Origin of the sequence: Helicobacter sp. 10-6591 (assembly GCF_003288805.1) — a bacterium.
GTDB lineage: Bacteria > Campylobacterota > Campylobacteria > Campylobacterales > Helicobacteraceae > Helicobacter_F.
Map to the genome: position 1 here is coordinate 46,683 of NZ_NHYK01000003.1, position 15,852 is coordinate 62,534.

General features: G+C 39.5%; 15 protein-coding genes and 1 tRNA gene. 8 read left to right on the forward strand and 8 right to left on the reverse strand.

The annotated features are described in order from the left end of the window. The first annotated feature begins 166 nt into the window (after window positions 1-166). A complete protein-coding gene (gene alaS, locus CCY97_RS01560) occupies window positions 167-2,830 on the forward strand; it encodes an alanine--tRNA ligase (RefSeq protein WP_112063741.1) in 2,664 nt (887 codons plus the stop codon). A gap of 15 nt (window positions 2,831-2,845) precedes the next feature. Here alaS and CCY97_RS01565 read toward each other — a convergent pair whose 3' ends face one another. Further along, on the reverse strand, window positions 2,846-3,448 hold the full coding sequence (locus CCY97_RS01565; RefSeq protein WP_112063742.1) for an MBL fold metallo-hydrolase: 603 nt from the start codon (window positions 3,446-3,448) through the stop codon (window positions 2,846-2,848). A 107-nt stretch (window positions 3,449-3,555) separates the two neighbouring features. On the opposite strand from CCY97_RS01565, the gene CCY97_RS01570 reads away from it, so the two are divergent. The 4 genes from CCY97_RS01570 to CCY97_RS01585 are packed head-to-tail and all read left to right on the forward strand — an operon-like array spanning window position 3,556 to window position 7,206. Continuing rightward, window positions 3,556-4,662, forward strand: a complete 1,107-nt coding sequence (locus tag CCY97_RS01570) for a BatD family protein (RefSeq protein WP_112063743.1) — start codon at window positions 3,556-3,558, stop codon at window positions 4,660-4,662. After that, on the forward strand, window positions 4,659-5,849 hold the full coding sequence (locus CCY97_RS01575) for an aminotransferase class I/II-fold pyridoxal phosphate-dependent enzyme (RefSeq protein ID WP_112063744.1): 1,191 nt from the start codon (window positions 4,659-4,661) through the stop codon (window positions 5,847-5,849). Before CCY97_RS01570 ends, CCY97_RS01575 begins: the two co-directional genes overlap by 4 nt. Continuing rightward, complete coding sequence (locus CCY97_RS01580) at window positions 5,846-6,517, forward strand: pimeloyl-ACP methyl esterase BioG family protein (protein ID WP_112063745.1); 672 nt, start codon at window positions 5,846-5,848, stop codon at window positions 6,515-6,517. Before CCY97_RS01575 ends, CCY97_RS01580 begins: the two co-directional genes overlap by 4 nt. Beyond that, the gene (locus tag CCY97_RS01585) at window positions 6,496-7,206 is read left to right on the forward strand and encodes a methyltransferase domain-containing protein (protein ID WP_181562783.1); all 711 of its coding nucleotides are present in this window, start codon (window positions 6,496-6,498) and stop codon (window positions 7,204-7,206) included. The genes CCY97_RS01580 and CCY97_RS01585 overlap by 22 nt, the downstream gene beginning before the upstream one ends. On the opposite strand, the gene CCY97_RS01590 is transcribed toward CCY97_RS01585, so the two are convergent. The 5 genes from CCY97_RS01590 to argF are packed head-to-tail and all read right to left on the reverse strand — an operon-like array spanning window position 7,203 to window position 12,297. Then, a complete protein-coding gene (locus CCY97_RS01590) occupies window positions 7,203-8,120 on the reverse strand; it encodes a DMT family transporter (protein ID WP_112063747.1) in 918 nt (305 codons plus the stop codon). The two genes, CCY97_RS01585 and CCY97_RS01590, sit on opposite strands and share 4 nt — an antisense overlap. Before the next feature lie 30 nt (window positions 8,121-8,150). Further along, window positions 8,151-9,446, reverse strand: coding sequence for a (Fe-S)-binding protein (locus CCY97_RS01595; protein WP_112063748.1), 1,296 nt, complete (start codon window positions 9,444-9,446; stop codon window positions 8,151-8,153). A gap of 11 nt (window positions 9,447-9,457) precedes the next feature. Then, a complete protein-coding gene (gene hemN / locus CCY97_RS01600; protein WP_112063749.1) occupies window positions 9,458-10,831 on the reverse strand; it encodes an oxygen-independent coproporphyrinogen III oxidase in 1,374 nt (457 codons plus the stop codon). Between the two features lie 15 nt (window positions 10,832-10,846). Then, window positions 10,847-11,299: a DUF2603 domain-containing protein gene (locus tag CCY97_RS01605; RefSeq protein ID WP_112063750.1), complete on the reverse strand. Its 453-nt coding sequence runs from the start codon at window positions 11,297-11,299 to the stop codon at window positions 10,847-10,849. Next, window positions 11,296-12,297 carry an ornithine carbamoyltransferase gene (argF, locus tag CCY97_RS01610; protein ID WP_112063751.1) on the reverse strand — a complete coding sequence of 334 codons (1,002 nt, stop codon included), beginning with the start codon at window positions 12,295-12,297 and terminating at the stop codon, window positions 11,296-11,298. Before argF ends, CCY97_RS01605 begins: the two co-directional genes overlap by 4 nt. Window positions 12,298-12,468: 171 nt before the next feature. On the opposite strand from argF, the gene motA reads away from it, so the two are divergent. Next, window positions 12,469-13,239, forward strand: a complete 771-nt coding sequence (gene motA, locus CCY97_RS01615; RefSeq protein WP_112063752.1) for a flagellar motor stator protein MotA — start codon at window positions 12,469-12,471, stop codon at window positions 13,237-13,239. A 10-nt stretch (window positions 13,240-13,249) separates the two neighbouring features. After that, on the forward strand, window positions 13,250-13,999 hold the full coding sequence (gene motB / locus CCY97_RS01620; protein WP_112063753.1) for a flagellar motor protein MotB: 750 nt from the start codon (window positions 13,250-13,252) through the stop codon (window positions 13,997-13,999). Between the two features lie 7 nt (window positions 14,000-14,006). On the opposite strand, the gene ppk2 is transcribed toward motB, so the two are convergent. Next, on the reverse strand, window positions 14,007-14,900 hold the full coding sequence (ppk2, locus tag CCY97_RS01625; protein ID WP_112063754.1) for a polyphosphate kinase 2: 894 nt from the start codon (window positions 14,898-14,900) through the stop codon (window positions 14,007-14,009). Window positions 14,901-15,010: 110 nt separating this feature from the next. Between ppk2 and CCY97_RS01630 the strand changes: the two genes are divergently transcribed. Further along, the gene (locus CCY97_RS01630) at window positions 15,011-15,688 is read left to right on the forward strand and encodes a CinA family protein (protein ID WP_112063755.1); all 678 of its coding nucleotides are present in this window, start codon (window positions 15,011-15,013) and stop codon (window positions 15,686-15,688) included. Between the two features lie 5 nt (window positions 15,689-15,693). On the opposite strand, the gene CCY97_RS08185 is transcribed toward CCY97_RS01630, so the two are convergent. Further along, a tRNA-Arg gene (locus tag CCY97_RS08185) sits at window positions 15,694-15,769 on the reverse strand. Window positions 15,770-15,852 lie beyond the last annotated feature (83 nt).

The window sequence follows — 15,852 nt, forward strand, 5'->3', positions numbered from 1 at the left end:
TCTACTCCTTTTTTTAAAGATGGCTTATGTTTGGGCTATTTGATTTTATCAAAATCAATAAAAACCCGTGATTATAAGCAAATTTTTGAGGATTTTGTGTAATTTTTGGCATGCATTAAGATAAAATCCACGAATTTAATACATCACTAAAAGGCTCCTAGCATTAATGAATCTCCGTCAATCTTATCTTGAGTTTTTTGCAAAAAAGGGACATAAGATCTATTCTTCTATTCCATTAGTTCCAGATGATTCTAGTTTGCTTTTTACCAATGCGGGAATGGTGGGGTTTAAAGATATTTTTACAGGCAAGATTCCTATTCCCATCCCTCCTAGGGCCACAAGTGCGCAGTTGTGTATGCGAGCTGGTGGCAAACATAATGACCTAGAAAATGTCGGTTATACTGCACGGCACCACACACTTTTTGAAATGCTGGGGAACTTTAGCTTTGGCGATTACTTCAAAAGAGAGGCGATCGCCTTCTCATGGGAATTTGTGACAGAAATACTAGGATTTGATAAGAATGTGCTGTATGTCACAATCCATGAAAGCGATGATGAGGCTTACAGATTCTGGTGTGAGCATGTAGAACCAAGTCGTATCAAAAGAATGGGCGATAAGGACAATTTCTGGCAGATGGGTGATAGCGGACCTTGTGGTCCTTGTAGCGAGATTTATGTCGATCAGGGAGAGAAGTATTTCCATTCAAGTGAGGATTATTTAGGTGGTGATGGGGACAGATTCTTAGAGATTTGGAATCTTGTGTTTATGCAATATGAGCAGAAAGATGGTGTAAGAACTCCCTTACCAAAGCCTAGTATTGATACAGGCATGGGATTAGAGCGCGTCATAGCATTGCTCGAAGGTAAGCTCAATAATTTTGACACCAGCCTTTTTGCCCCACTTATGCAAGTGATAGAAAAACTTACCAATCTTAACTATTACCACGATGATATGCTGCTCAATAACACAGTAGCCCTTACTCCCTCCTCATTAGATGAAACAAAAAAGAGAATAGCGAGCTTTCGCGTAATAGCAGACCATGCTAGAGCAGTCACATTTTTACTTGCGCAAGGTGTGAATTTTGACAAAGAAGGGCGTGGTTATGTGCTTCGTAGAATCTTGCGTCGCGCCATCCGGCATGGGTATTTGCTAGGTTTAAGAGAAGCATTTGTGTATGAAGTCGTAAATGCAGTTTGCGAATCTATGGGGCAGCATTACACCTATTTGCTCGAACGCAAAGACTTTATCAAAGAACAATGCAAAACCGAGGAAGTACGATTCCTTGAAACCATAGAATCTGGTATGGAGCTTTTTAATGCTGAGTTGCAAAAGACGCAAAAAATCTTTAGCGGTGAGGTGGCTTTTAGACTCTATGATACCTTTGGTTTCCCGCTCGATCTCACCCAAGATATGCTTAAAGAGAGAAATCTCACCCTAGACACACAGACATTTAACTTGCATATGGACGCACAAAAATCGCGCTCAAAAGCAAGCTGGAAAGGCTCTGGTGATGACTCCAAACAAGGCGATTTTAAATGGCTTTTAAACAAATACAGCGGACTGGAAAATTTTGTAGGTTATGAACATACAGAGAGCGAAGTGGAAGTTTTGGAAATTTTGGATTCCCACTTCAAGCCCTTAGATTCGCTCCAGGCTCACGAACTTGGCTATGTGCTTTTAGATAAGACGCCTTTTTATCCCCAAAGCGGAGGGGCAATTGGCGATCAAGGAGAATTGCATAAAGGCAAGCTACACCAATTAAAAGATTCCAAACCTCTTGCTCAAATAAAAGACACACAAAAATATTTTGGACTTAATTTAAGTCGTATAGAACTACTGCAAGGGAATCTCAAAGTAGGAGATAAACTGAGTGCACTTGTATGGAAAGAAAGACAAGAGATAGCCAAGCACCATTCTGCTACGCATTTATTGCATTTTGCATTACGCAAGATTTTAGGAGAGCATATTACACAAGCAGGAAGCCTTGTAGAGCCTAACCGCTTGCGTTTTGACTTCTCTCACCCTAAACCTTTAAGCGAACAAGAATTAGAAAACATACAAGAACTCGTCAATCGCCAAATTTGCGCAAACCTGCCCCAAATCTGTGAATCTATGAGCATCACACAAGCCAAATCAAAGGGCGCGATGGCTCTTTTTGGCGAAAAGTACGGAGAGGTTGTACGAGTAGTGAGTTTTGGAGATTCTGTTGAATTATGCGGGGGGATACATGTAGAGCACTCTGCAGAGATTGGCAGCTTTTATATCACCAAAGAAAGCGGAGTGAGCAGCGGTGTGCGTAGAATTGAAGCAGTATGCGGTAAGGCTGCTTATCTCTATGGCAAGAGCGCACTAGATACAATCAGACTTGCAAAACAATCGCTCAAATCACAAGATTTACTACAAGGTATTCAAAAACTCAAAACACAAATTGAACAAATCAAATCCCACACAAACAAATCCAAAGCGAGTGTGAAAACTCTTGGATTCCAAGAAATCCAAGGGATAAAGCTTATTATCGCAAAGCTAGAGGACACATCTAATGCACAAGCAAAGAGTATGATTGATGAGGCCAAAAACCAAAACCAAAAAGTAGCCATTTTGCTTATTGCACAATCTCAAGACAAAATATCTTTAAGCGCTGGAGTAAGAGGCATAGAATCTCTAAAAGCTAATATATGGATCAAAGAAGTAGCACAGATTCTAGGTGGTAGTGGCGGAGGTAGAGGCGACTTTGCGACTGCAGGCGGAAAAGACATTACGAAAATAGATTCTGCTTTAAAGCTAGCAAGAGAAATAGCTTTAGACGCTTTCTCAACCAAAACGCTTTGATCTATAGGCTGAATCTTACAGCCAATTTTCAACATTTCTCTGTTCATCTCCTAGTCTGGTGCTTTTTCCATGTCCAGGATAGGCTAAGAGATTTTCAAACCTTTGGATATCTCTAAATCGCAAGAGTGATTCTCTCATATCCTGAGCGTTTGAATATGCAAAATCACTCCTGCCTATACAACCACGAAAAATAAAATCCCCGCTAAAAACACAATTATTAATCTCCACCATACAACAACCCGGCGTATGCCCAGGAAAATGGTGGAAGGTGATAAGAAGATCTGCTAGTTCTATATCTTGGGAGCTTTTGTCTGCTTGTATTTCAAAATCTGGCGTGCTTAGTGGCATTCCAAGTCCAAACACATCACTTTTAAGCAAAAAGCTATCTTTTTGGTGGCAAAAAATCTTAGCTTTTGGATAAAGCCTCTTTACTAAACTATTATCCCATATATGATCAAAATGCCCATGTGTATTTAGAATAGCTATCACATTATTGCACTGCTCTTGTATCCATTGGCTTGCTCCAACTCCTGGATCTAGAACGACTTGACCTTGAGCAAACTTTAAGATATAGCAATTGGTTTTGTATTCGCCAAAAGGTTTTTTGAGAATCTGCATAGAAAATCCTAAATAGTGAGATAGGGGATTCTAACACCAAAGATAGCAACAAATAAAAACCTGTTAGAATCCCACGTCCATACAAAAAAAGCACCAAAGATACAAATTTGAAACAACTACTTTATTCTCTTTTGGTATGTATTTGCACGATGTGGGGTGTGGATTCCCAAAAATTGCAAAACAGGTTTTTAAAGCATGTTTCTTTGCAAACAGAACTCACAAAAGATTCTCTGCAAATAGGAGAGCAAGCAGTCTATCGCATACGATTAGAAATCGACAAGGAATTTTTCCAATCCCTAGAAACACTTCATATATCTAAGCTGTGGCTCCAATTTGCTGAGGTCTATGAAGTCCAAAGGATAGAGGCCCAAAGCTTTATAGATTTAAATTCACACGAAAAAATACTTTATGAAATAAGCTATGTTCTCTATCCTAAAAAGGCTGGGGATTTTGAGATTGCACCTTTAAAAATTAGCCTAACTACAAAATCTCAAAGTTTTTCACTTGCTACAGACAAACTCCATTTCCGTGTCTTACCAAATGACCCTTTACTAGAAGCAATATCTGAAGATTCCATCGTGCTTGTAGGCAAAAGCTCACTTAGCTCACGTATCCAAAACAAAAATGATTCTGGAGAGATTGTGCGCTATGAAGTAGTTTTGGGAAGTTATGGTGATATTTTTGGGCTTGAGTTCATTCTTGGGATAGAAAATGCTAGTGTTTATGAAAATACATCTAAGCTCACCTCTGAGCGATTTGGCAAACTCTATTGGCATACCTTAAAAAAGGAATTTGACATTGTGGCAAAGGAGAGCTATGAAATCCCCAGCTTTGAGGTCAAATACAGAGAAGATTCTACTCTCAAAACACTCTCTACTTCGCAATTCTCCATCCATCTTTTAGAGCAGACAAAAGATACAACTATGATTCAAAAAAGCCACTCCTATATTCTCTTGCTTGTACTTTTGGTTATAGTAATTTTGGTTTGTCTTGGAATCTTGCTTAAAAAGAAAGATTACTTATTAAAATCTATAAAAAATGCAAACTCAAACAAAGAACTCTTAAGTCTATTGCTCAAAAATCGCGCACAGGATTTGAGAACAAAACATTTTGTTAGGATTTTGGAGGAAGAAATCTACAAAAATAAATCTCTAATCTATGACAAAGTAAAACTTACAAAACTTGCAAAACACCTAAAAATGGATGACAAATGAATAAATACCAGCAAAAACTTCTTGCTTTAGAATCCAGCGGAAACCTACGTGTATTAAATGACTTTGTGCATGAGGGAATCTATCTCAAGCCACTTACACCAAATGCGCCATATATCTTAAATTTCGCTTCAAACGACTACCTCTCGCTGAGCACACAAAGTCAGGCATTTCTAAATTCTACTCTTGCCAAAGAAAACATACGATTTTCTAGCTCATCTTCGAGGCTTTTAAGCGGTGGATTTGACATCGCACAGAAACTAGAAGCACTTCTAGAAAGTAAATTTGGCAAATCCTGCCTACTATTTAATAGCGGCTATAGCGCAAACATAGGACTTATGGAATCACTTGCCCGCTTGGAGCTTACACTGTTTTTACTTGATGAATTCGTGCATGCAAGTATTATCGATGGTATCAAGCTCTCAAGAGCGCACTTTAGGCGATATAAACATAATAATATGCTTGACTTAGAGACAAAGATTCAGCAGCTTGCGCACAAATACCAACAGGTTATTGTCGTAACCGAGGCGCTGTTTTCTATGGAAGGAGATCTTGCCTTTTTGTTAGATATTGTGGCACTCAAAAAAAAGTATAAAAACGTCAAAATCTATCTTGATGAAGCCCATAGTATAGGGGCTTATGGGAATCTTGGCTTGGGGTTAGCAAAAGAGCTAGGGTGTGAGATTGGAATCGATTTTATCATGCTGGCCTTTGGCAAGGCTATCGCATCAGTTGGCGCATGTATATTGTGCGAAAAAGATGCAAAGGAATATTTTGTCAATTCCGCTCGTAGTCTTATCTACTCCACTGCCCTGCCGCCGCTTAACATTGCATTTAGCTATTTTATTTTTCAAAAGCTTGCAGGTTTTAGCGCCCAAAGAGCGCGATTACAAGAGCTAAGTATGTATTTGAACAAGGAATTACATAGGTTATGCTCTGAATTTGAATCTTTGAGTGTTAGGGGTGATATGTACATCGTTTCGCTTATCTTAGAAAGCAATGAGCGCGTTCAAAATGCAAGCACAAAGCTCCTTTCCCATAATATTTATGCGCCCTCTATCCGCTATCCTACTGTCCCAAAAAATACTGCGCGCTTGAGATTCTCACTCAATGCAGGGATGGATAAATCCCATATCACACAAACACTTGAAGTTTTAGAATCATTCTTGCAACAAGAAAAACTTTCATGAAGCTCACCACTCTTTACAAAAACCCCACAAATTCCCAAGCTTTTGTGTTCGTGAGTGGATTTGGCTTTCTCCCAAATGCTTTTAGCATGTTAAGGATGCCTCATGGAGCAGATAGCTTCTTTCTCTTTGATTACACAGACTTTAGTAACACAGCTGAGATACAGCAGATTCTGCGATGCTATAAGAGTCTCTCTATTGTCGCTTATTCTATGGGTGTGTGCGTAGCACATAGAATCTTTAGCACTCTTAATGTGAAAAGTGCTACTGCAATCAATGGCACAATCTTTGGCATCCATGAGCATTTTGGGATCGCGCCAAAGATTTTCGCACTCACAAAGCGCAATTTCAACAGAGAGCAGTTCTTACAAGTTTGTTTTGAGAGCACACAAACTCCTAACCTTGAAATACTCTCTCCTATAGACACCCTAAAAAATGAACTTGATTCTCTTGAATCTTTTTGTAAAGAGAAAAATACTTCTACCATGAAGTGGGATAAGGTAATCATAAGTAGAACTGATAGAATCTTCCCTCTCAAAGCACAAAATGCAGCATGGGATATGTATAAAGAAAGCTACAAAAACTTGCAAATCCTCTACACAGATGCACCGCATTTTGTTTTTGACAACAAAGCATTATGGGAGGAACAATGCTTACACAAAGATTCCTAAAACGCGCACAAAGCTACCAAAACCACGCCATTGTGCAAAACAAAATGGCATCAGAGCTTATTGCGCTCCTTAGGCAAGTCTCTCATACAACAAATTTTGAGCGAGGTTTTGAATTTGGCGCTGCGCAAGGGGAATTTAGCAAGATCTTGCTTGAACATTTCACTTTCCAATCACTACTTTGCAATGACATCAACAACTATGCCCAAAGCTTTGTAGGGCTTACAAAAGTTGATTTTGCATGCTTTGATATGAATGATGCACCAAAGATTCTCAAAAATTTCACTTTTGACCTCATCACTTCTAATGCATGCTTGCAATGGCTCAAGCAAAGAGAGGTTTTGAGTTTTCTGCCTAGCATTTTGGAATCTGGAGGGATTTTAGCACTCTCGAGTTTTGGCAAACGCAACCTGTGGCAGATTAAGCAAATATGCAACGTCGGACTTGGATATCTTGAACTAGAGGATTACCAAAATATACTCGCACCTTGCAAAATACTCCATCTGAGCACACAGCAATACAATTTGCAATTTTCAAACGCGCTTGAAGCATTCAGGCATCTATCCTTAAGCGGTGTAAATGCAATAGAAAAAGGCTTTTTTCTGAGTAAAAAAATCTTACAAGAGTTTGAAGCCCGTTATAACAATACGCTTACTTATGAAAGCGTGCTAGTACTTGCACGAAAATACTAATTATCTGTCTTGCCAATTGCCCTAAAATCTCTCAAAAATATCGGCAATCCTATGCCAATGCCAGATACGATGACCAAAACCATTCCAAAAATCGTGGTGATACTCAAATAGTCTCCGAAAAAGATTCCAATAAATGCACTAAAAACGATACGAGTATAATCGATTGGAGCTACAATCCCAGCAGGAGCTAACAAAAAGGCTTTTGTGAGAAAATATTGCCCAAGAGTACCAAAGAGTCCTAGAAGCAGGATATAAAACCACTCCTGCATATTAGGCATAGCCCAAAGCATGCTCTGCTGTCCATACATACCAAACTCTACTAGCATAATAAGCACACTCACGACACTCATACTAATCCCAAAACTTAAGACAATCACATTACTATGGAAATATTCTCGCAAAGAGCTTAAAGTCATATATGCAAGAGCCACACTTAGCGCACTAAAGATTCCAAGTACGATATTTAGCGGTGGGATAGAATTCAAATGCGGATCACAAATAAACACAATTCCAACAAATCCTAAAAGAGTAAATAACAAAATATTTGCTCCTGTCTTTTCTTTCAAAAAGAACATCGAAATAAGCACAATGAAAATTGGGCTAGACTGCTTAAAAGTGCTTGCGACCCCTAGTGGGATCTCTCCGATATTGTAAAAAAATGCAAGCATGCCAAAACCACCAAAAAGCGAACGTAACACTAAATTTCCCCAACCACCTTTTTTATAAGTAGCAGTTGGTGGCTTATAAATCAGCATACTAGCCACAAGCACAGCCATCACAAAAGATCGAAAAAATATAATCTCAATAGAACTCATACTAGAAGAAAGCAATTTCACGCAGCCATTCATCAACGCAAAGAAAAATGATGAAACCAGCATGCTAAAGATTCCCATACTAAGATTTGAATAAACCACGATACCTCCTTACACAGGCGCAAGTGAGTGTTATTTGAGATTTTCTGCGATAAGCTCTAGGGGATGGATAAAATTCACATTTGATTTGATGGAATCTAGGGTATTTGTGATTTGCATTCTGCATGCGCCACACTCCGCACTCACTATCTGTGCATGTGTAGAATCTATGTCTTGGGCTTTTGGGATACCAGCTTTAAGAGTAAGCTCATAATTAGAAGCTTGCATACTAATACCACCAAATCCACAGCAGCGAGAAGAATCTTCCATTTCAACAAGCCTAAAGTTTTTACTCAACAGCTTACGCGGCTCTTTATAAATACCTAGTACCTTGCGTGCATGGCAAGGATCATGATAGGTTACAAGCTTATCTTGTACCTCATCGCGCAAATGCTCTCTTAGATTTGTGTTGCCTTCAAGCCAATGGCTTGCCATGAACACTTTTGACAAAAGCTTCTCTAATCTTTGTGCCCACTCTTGCTCGCCACTTAGCTCTAGGGCATGCTTCCAGTCGACCTTCAACATAGCTGCACAAGTGGCTTCAGGAATAAGCAGCGCATCAATCTCATCCCAAAAGCTTTCAAAATAGACAATATTTTTTTTGACCAAATGCAATACGGTTTGGATATCACCTGTAAAAAATGCAGGCGCACCGCAACACTCTTGAAACTTTGGCACAAAGTATGCAATCTCTAGCTTGTCTAAAATCTTGAGCAAACTCTTGCCTACATTGATGTAGTTATAGTTGCTAATACAGCCAATAAAAATCGCGACACGCTTTTGTGTAGATTCTTGTCTGGCTATAAACTCACTCTCTCCATAAAGCTGCAAAAATGACTTTTTGACAAAAGGGAAAATGCTGCGATTTTTTAAACCACTGAAACTAGGCAAGAAAAATCGCGCTCTAAGCTTTATCTTCTCACCCTTATAACTACTGCTTTTGAACGCACAAGGAGCCACAAATGCCACAAAGCTGAATACAAAGTCTGCGATTTTTCTGTGTCGCAAAAGAAAGAAATACGCTCTCTTGTACCAACTGATTCCATATTCTTTGGCAATCTCTACACGCACAGATTCTATGGCCAAGTCTGTAGGCAAGCTCGCAGGACACATACTCACACAAGTAGTACATAAAAAACAGGATTCAAAAATCTGCTTTGCATTAGAATCAAGCTCTAAATCGCCCTGTTTATAAGCACTAAGTAAATCCAAAAACCCACGTGGTGAAGTCGTCTCATCACGATTTACCTGATATATAGTGCAGCTTGGGATACACTTGCCACACTTCACACAAGAATCCGCTAATTTTTTAAGATCCAATAAGTGCACAAATTTGCCTTTTAAATCGTCTTGCTAAAAGTCTCTTTGCCTCTATTTTTGTGGAGATAAGAATCAAAAAGCATGGCGATATTACGAATAAGCATAGCGCCTGTAGGGCTTGTACTTAAACCCGTCTTGTCCTTTTGCACCAACCCCACATCAACGAAGGGCTTGAGATTATCTAACTCATCTGCAAAATATTCATGAAAGCAAATTCCAAATTCATACTCAAACTTTGCAAAGTCTAATCTAAGATTATTCATTAACTCCATAATCACACCTTTGCGCAATCTGTCATCTTTGCTTAACTCCACACCTCTCTCTGTAGGTAAAAGTCCGCTATCAAGAGCGCTCTCATACAAAGATAATTCCTTGAAATTCTGCGCATAATAATCCAAACCTTCGCTAATACTTGTAACGCCTATACCAATAGTTTGAGAAAATCCCTTGGTCGTGTAGCCTTGAAAATTCCGTCGCAAACTATTAGTTATCTTTGCCTTATAAAGCTCATCATCTTTTTTCGCAAAGTGATCCATGCCTATCATCTCATAGCCATTACTCGCAAGCTTTGTGATACTTTCTTGCAAAATATGGAGTTTTTCTTGTGGAGGCGGAAGTGTGCTACCATCGATTTTACGCATAGTTTTTTTGAGCCAAGGCACATGTGCATAGTTAAAAATAGCTAAGCGAGAAGGCTCAAGCTTTAATACAGAATCCAGCGTACGCTGAAAAGACTTGCGATTCTGAAAAGGCAAACCAAAGATAAGATCAAAATTGATAGAGGAAATACCAAAATCTCTTGCGAGATTTACAGCACTCTGCACAATTTCAAAACTTTGCTTGCGATTTATTGCCGCTTGCACTTGCGCTTCAAAATCTTGTACGCCAAAGCTGAGACGATTGAATCCAAAACTCTTTAGCACCTGCATTTGCTTATAAGAAAAATAACGTGGATCAACTTCACAACTTATCTCACAATCTGCTGTAAAGTTTGTAAAAACTGCTTGGACGAGCTCACACACACTTTGTAATTCTTGCGCATTAAAAAAAGTTGGAGTGCCACCACCAAAATGGAATTGCACAACCGGGCGCTTTGTGTCAATACTTTCCTTTAAAAGTGCAAGCTCTTTTTTGAGATATTGTATATAGCGGGCTTTTTTTTCCTCTTTGCTTGTATAGATGACATTGCAGCCACAAAAATAGCAAGCTGAACGACAAAATGGCAAATGTATATAAAGAGAAAGTGGGAGTTTCTGCTGCGCTATCTCGCTTCGTTTGAGTGCTTTTTTATACGAATCTTCTGTGAAATCGCTCCCGAATTCTACGGCAGTAGGATAGCTTGTATAGCGTGGTCCGGGCTTAGAATACTTCGCATATTTGTCAAAATCGATCATCTTTTCCTCTAAAAATCATTGCTTGATATTTTTTGCAAGAAATTCTTCAAAGTTAAAAAACAAATTTGGATACTGCTTTCTGAGATTGCGTGCGATTTTGGCCGGATTGAGCAAAGGCAATGTCCCATCATTTTTGCGTAAAGATTCTATATGCTGCAAAGCCACACTAATGGCATCTTCCATATCTATTGGCATCTGAGCTGCAACCTCACGTTCTAGATTCATGAGAAACTTATCATCTTGCAGATGTCTGATTGTTTGGGTGAGGTTACTGAGAATCTGTTGGGGTATCATCGCAAACTCATTACCATCATCATCTTTGAGCAACCAAATACTTTCATTACTTACTTCACCTTTGTGCAAACTCAAAAGTGCTCTTTTGGAATCTATTTTATTGAGTGTTCCAAATGCATATTTTTGGTGGATATTATCCTTGAAAAGTGCTGCGGTTTTTTTTGTTATCTTCATCTTTCTTCCTTATGTAAGTTGTGGATTCTATCAAGCCATACCATCACGCCTTTTTGGCAATGTAGGCGATTTTGTGCCTCTTGAAATACCCTGCTTTGCTTACCTTCAAGCACATCCTCGCTTACTTCTTGCCCACGATAAGCTGGCAAACAATGCAAGAAAATAGCGTCTTTATGAGCTAATGCCATTAGTCTAGAATCTACACAATATCCACGAAAGTCAATTTCACGTTCTCTCTTTTGGGATTCTTGTCCCATAGAAGCCCAAGTGTCTGTTGTGATGACATTTGCTCCCTTGACTGCATACTCGATATCTTGACCAACTTCGATACGCGCATGAGAATCTCTAGCTGCCTGCAGTGCATCATTTATAATTTCTTGCCTTGGTTCATAGCCTTTTGGCGAAGCGATTCTTAGATCAAAGCCAAGCTTTGCGCTCAGATTCAACCACGAATGCGCCATATTATTTCCATCGCCAATATAAGCCACCACAGGATTAGCTTTGTGTTCTGGATAATACATACAATCAGTTGTCCGGACATAAAAACCACACTCTATCATTGTCATATAGTCTGCCAAAAGCTGCATTGGATGAAAATCATCAGTAAGTGCATTAATAACAGGCACACTTGAATATTTGGCAAATTCGAGGATTCTTTGATGGCTACTTGTTCGAATCATCACCATATCAACCATAGAGCTAATTACACGTGCAGTATCTTTCATGGGTTCTCCACGTCCAAGCTGAATGTCTTTGCTTGAAAGAAAAATCCCTGTGCCCCCAAGCTGATAAATCCCTGCTTCAAAACTCACCCGCGTGCGAGTGGAAGATTTTTCAAAAATCATGCCTAAAATCTTATTTTGCATATAAGGCACTCTTTTGCCCAAGATAAATTCTTTTTTGATCTCCATAGCCAGATGAAGTATTTGCACAATCTCACTCGCACTAAAATCTTGCAAACTAAGAAAATGCTTTACTCCATTGAGTGAATGTGCCATTATTCAAGCCTTTTAGGAGTTGGGATAAAGGCGGATTCTAGCAAAAAAGCTTAATGTTTTATTTTACTAGGATTGGTTTTGGACAACTGGCTTGGTTGCAATTTGCGAACGCTTTTTGCTTTTTTTGCCTTGAGTTAGGAATCATTTTCTTCAAGATAAAGGTTTTGCATTATGGAATTAACTAGTCTCTTAGGGCTTATTCTGTCTATTGTAAGTATTTCGGTAGGAGATATTCTAGAGGGTGGAAACCCATTGCATGTGATCCATTTGAGTTCCGTCCTTATTGTGATACCTACTGCGATGTTTTCAGGCATGACTGCCACACATGGTGCTTATGTCAAGGGCGCGTATAAAGAATTTAAAATGGTGTGGATAGCCTCTAAGGTTAATTTGAACCAAACCATCAAGCAAATTGTGGAGCTTGCCACATTAGCGAGAAAAGATGGAGTACTTTCACTTGAGGGGAAAGCAGCGCAAATCGAAGATGATTTTTTACGCAAGGCAGTGAGTATGATTGTCGATGGCAGAGACGCAGAATCTGTCCGTGAAGATATGGAGATTCAGATTGAGGTTTTAGAGGAGTATTATCACGGATGCGGGCATTATTGGGTTCTTGTTGGTGAGTCTTGTCCTACATTTGGACTTGTAGGAGCGGTTATGGGACTTATGCTAGCACTAGGTCTTTTAGATGATCCAAAAGCTATGGCAGCAGGGATTGCTGGAGCATTTACCGCAACGGTGACGGGGATTTTTGGTGCTTATGCGTTTTTTGGTCCATGCGGACACAAAATACTTGCTAAAGCCAAAGATATTATCCAAGAAAAAGTGCTTATAGTCGAAGGTATAGCTGGAATCGCAAATGGTGACAACCCAAGAAACTTAGAAGAAAAACTTCTAGGCTTTATCAAACCAGGCGAGCCAAAAGTTTCACAATTCGAATAAGGCATCTTAAATGGCGAAAAAGAAAAAATGCCCAGAGTGTCCAGCTGGTGAAAAATGGGCTGTACCTTACGCTGACTTCCTGTCGCTCTTGCTTGCGCTTTTTATTGCGCTATGGGCTATATCCTCAACTGCATCAGAAAAAGTCAAGGCACTCAAAGAGGAGCTTATTAAAATCTTTGACTATCCACAAACAATGCCTTTGCCCTCTCCTGTAGATGAGCATTCTGGAAACTATGATGGCAATGACTCTGAAGAATCCTCTTCTGCCTCAAGCCAAACGCTTGAAAACTCCGTGCCCTCAGGTATCGAAAATAATACTGGAGGCGTACTTGAGCAAATAGATTCTGGGAGTTTCTTGCGCTTGCCTAGCAAAATCCTCTTTGAGCCTGGCGTAGCAGAAATCACAAATAGTGATAATTTTACCTACATAGACAGAATCGCAACCATCATCAAAAAATATCCAAATTATGTGCGACTTGATGTGCGAGGATTTAGCGATAATTCTAAACCTCCACTTAGTTCAGGCTTTAAAGATAATTACGAATTAGCAAGTGCTAGGGCGATAAATGTCATGCGTGAGCTTATCCAAAAAGGCATAGAACCACAGAGAATCTCAATATCAAGCTATGGTGCTTATGGGAATAGCCTTCCAAATGACACACAAGAAAACAGAGCCCAAAATAATCGTGTGGAAATATTTTTCTTTGTAAGCAAAGTCAATGTACCACAGATTCAGTCTTTACTAGAAAAGCAACAATAATTTTTATCTATACCTTATCTTTTTCTTTTTTCTTGTCTTTGAATTGCTTTAAAATCTCTTGGGTGGGGTCATCGCTATGGCTTTGGTACTCAGAATACTGCCATAGGATATGCGGATCGGGCAATAAACACACATGTGTTTGATCTTTTTTCTCATAATCAATTTTGCTCAATAAATCTCTAGCAACATTTATCCTAGCGCGCTTCTTATCGTTTGTATTGACCAGAATCCAAGGGCAGAAGTGTGTGTGGGTACGCGCAAACATTTTCTCAAACGCTTGTGTGTATTCATTCCATAAACCCAATGATTTATCATCAATAGGGCTTAGCTTCCAAATACGAAGTGGATCTGTTTTTCTACGCAATATTCTGCGCTTTTGCTCATCTTTACCCACATCAAGGAAGTATTTAAAAATCATCGTCCCGCTTGCAATGAGCATATGTTCTAAGCTCGCCACTTGCGTAATAAATTCTTTGTATTGCTCTTGTGAACAAAATCCCATCACACGTTCAACACCGGCTCTGTTGTACCAGCTTCTATCATAAAAGACGATTTCACCACCACTTGGCAATGTCGAAATATAACGCTTAAAGTACCACTCTGTGCTTTCTACTTCGCTAGGCTTTGGAAGAGCTACTATACGGCAGCCTCGTGGATTTAAATGTTCTTTGAGTGCTTTGATTGTCCCACCTTTTCCGGCTGCATCGCGCCCTTCAAATATGATAACAATCTTTTTGTTGTATTTTTTTACCCAATTCTGCAATTTGCAAAGCTCTATGTGTAATTTGTGCATTTCTTTTTCGTAAAAGCTATTTTTCATACGGCCATTTTTGCGCTTATAGACCTCCTTAAGTTCAAGTGCATTTTCTGGACGGATTACAAGTTGCTTATATTTTGGCATAGATATTCCTTAAGGTATAAAGTAGCTAGCTAGACAGAAATCTGTATAGTATTATGCCTCAAGTCTTAAACAGTGTCTAAAGTAAGGATTCTGAACCTATGGAGACAAGGATGAAACACTACAAAACAAACATTCTCTTACTTGGTATTGACGCACAAAGTGCAGAGATTTTGCTCAAATCCCAAGCCCAAAAATTTGGTGTAGAAATCACAGAAAACTCCCACTTATTGTCTATAAAAGCCCAAGAATCAATCCGATTCCATAAATTCCTCAAGGAAGTAAGCGCATTATTTGGAGACAAAGCACTTTTTGGCCAAAACCTCCCGCAAATCGCCCTAAAACTTCTACAAGCAAAGAAGTTAAAACTCACCACAGCAGAAAGTTGCACAGGCGGACTTTTGGCTTACCAATTCACACAACTTAGCGGCGCTTCTGAGATCTATGATGGTGGTGTCATAAGCTATGCTAACAACATAAAAGAAGCTTGGCTCAATGTGGATTCCCAAAATCTCTCAAAATTTGGTGCAGTGAGTGAAATGGTTGTTGGAGAGATGAGTAAAGGTGCACTGGAGCTCAGCGGTGCAGACATAGCACTTGCTGCAAGCGGCATAGCTGGTCCTCATGGAGGAAGTACGCAAAAACCTGTAGGTACGACTTTTATTAGCGTGCAGCAAAGAGGTCAAAAGCCAAAAATTGCTCGCTATCTTTTCAAAGGCAATCGCAAAAGCTGCCAAAAACAAACTTGCCAAAGTGCTATTATGATGTTGATCAGAGAGATTATTGAGTAGCCCGATGGCGACCCCTGCAAGATTTGAACTTGCGTTCCCGCGTAGAAGGGGCGGTATCCTTGGCCACTAGATGAAGGGGTCAAAACTCCGCATTATAGCACATAGCTAGTTTAAAGCCATCTGAGCTTTTGCTGGTATTTCTATTCTGATTTTTAAGGTTACTC

Coding starts and splice junctions, on each gene's coding strand:
- alaS (WP_112063741.1), top strand. CDS start 167: ATGAATCTCCGTCAATCTTATCTTGAGTTTTTTGCAAAAAAGGGACAT.
- CCY97_RS01565 (WP_112063742.1), bottom strand. CDS start 3,448: ATGCAGATTCTCAAAAAACCTTTTGGCGAATACAAAACCAATTGCTAT.
- CCY97_RS01575 (WP_112063744.1), top strand. CDS start 4,659: ATGAATAAATACCAGCAAAAACTTCTTGCTTTAGAATCCAGCGGAAAC.
- CCY97_RS01580 (WP_112063745.1), top strand. CDS start 5,846: ATGAAGCTCACCACTCTTTACAAAAACCCCACAAATTCCCAAGCTTTT.
- CCY97_RS01585 (WP_181562783.1), top strand. CDS start 6,496: ATGCTTACACAAAGATTCCTAAAACGCGCACAAAGCTACCAAAACCAC.
- hemN (WP_112063749.1), bottom strand. CDS start 10,831: ATGATCGATTTTGACAAATATGCGAAGTATTCTAAGCCCGGACCACGC.
- CCY97_RS01605 (WP_112063750.1), bottom strand. CDS start 11,299: ATGAAGATAACAAAAAAAACCGCAGCACTTTTCAAGGATAATATCCAC.
- argF (WP_112063751.1), bottom strand. CDS start 12,297: ATGGCACATTCACTCAATGGAGTAAAGCATTTTCTTAGTTTGCAAGAT.
- motA (WP_112063752.1), top strand. CDS start 12,469: ATGGAATTAACTAGTCTCTTAGGGCTTATTCTGTCTATTGTAAGTATT.
- motB (WP_112063753.1), top strand. CDS start 13,250: ATGGCGAAAAAGAAAAAATGCCCAGAGTGTCCAGCTGGTGAAAAATGG.
- ppk2 (WP_112063754.1), bottom strand. CDS start 14,900: ATGCCAAAATATAAGCAACTTGTAATCCGTCCAGAAAATGCACTTGAA.
- CCY97_RS01630 (WP_112063755.1), top strand. CDS start 15,011: ATGAAACACTACAAAACAAACATTCTCTTACTTGGTATTGACGCACAA.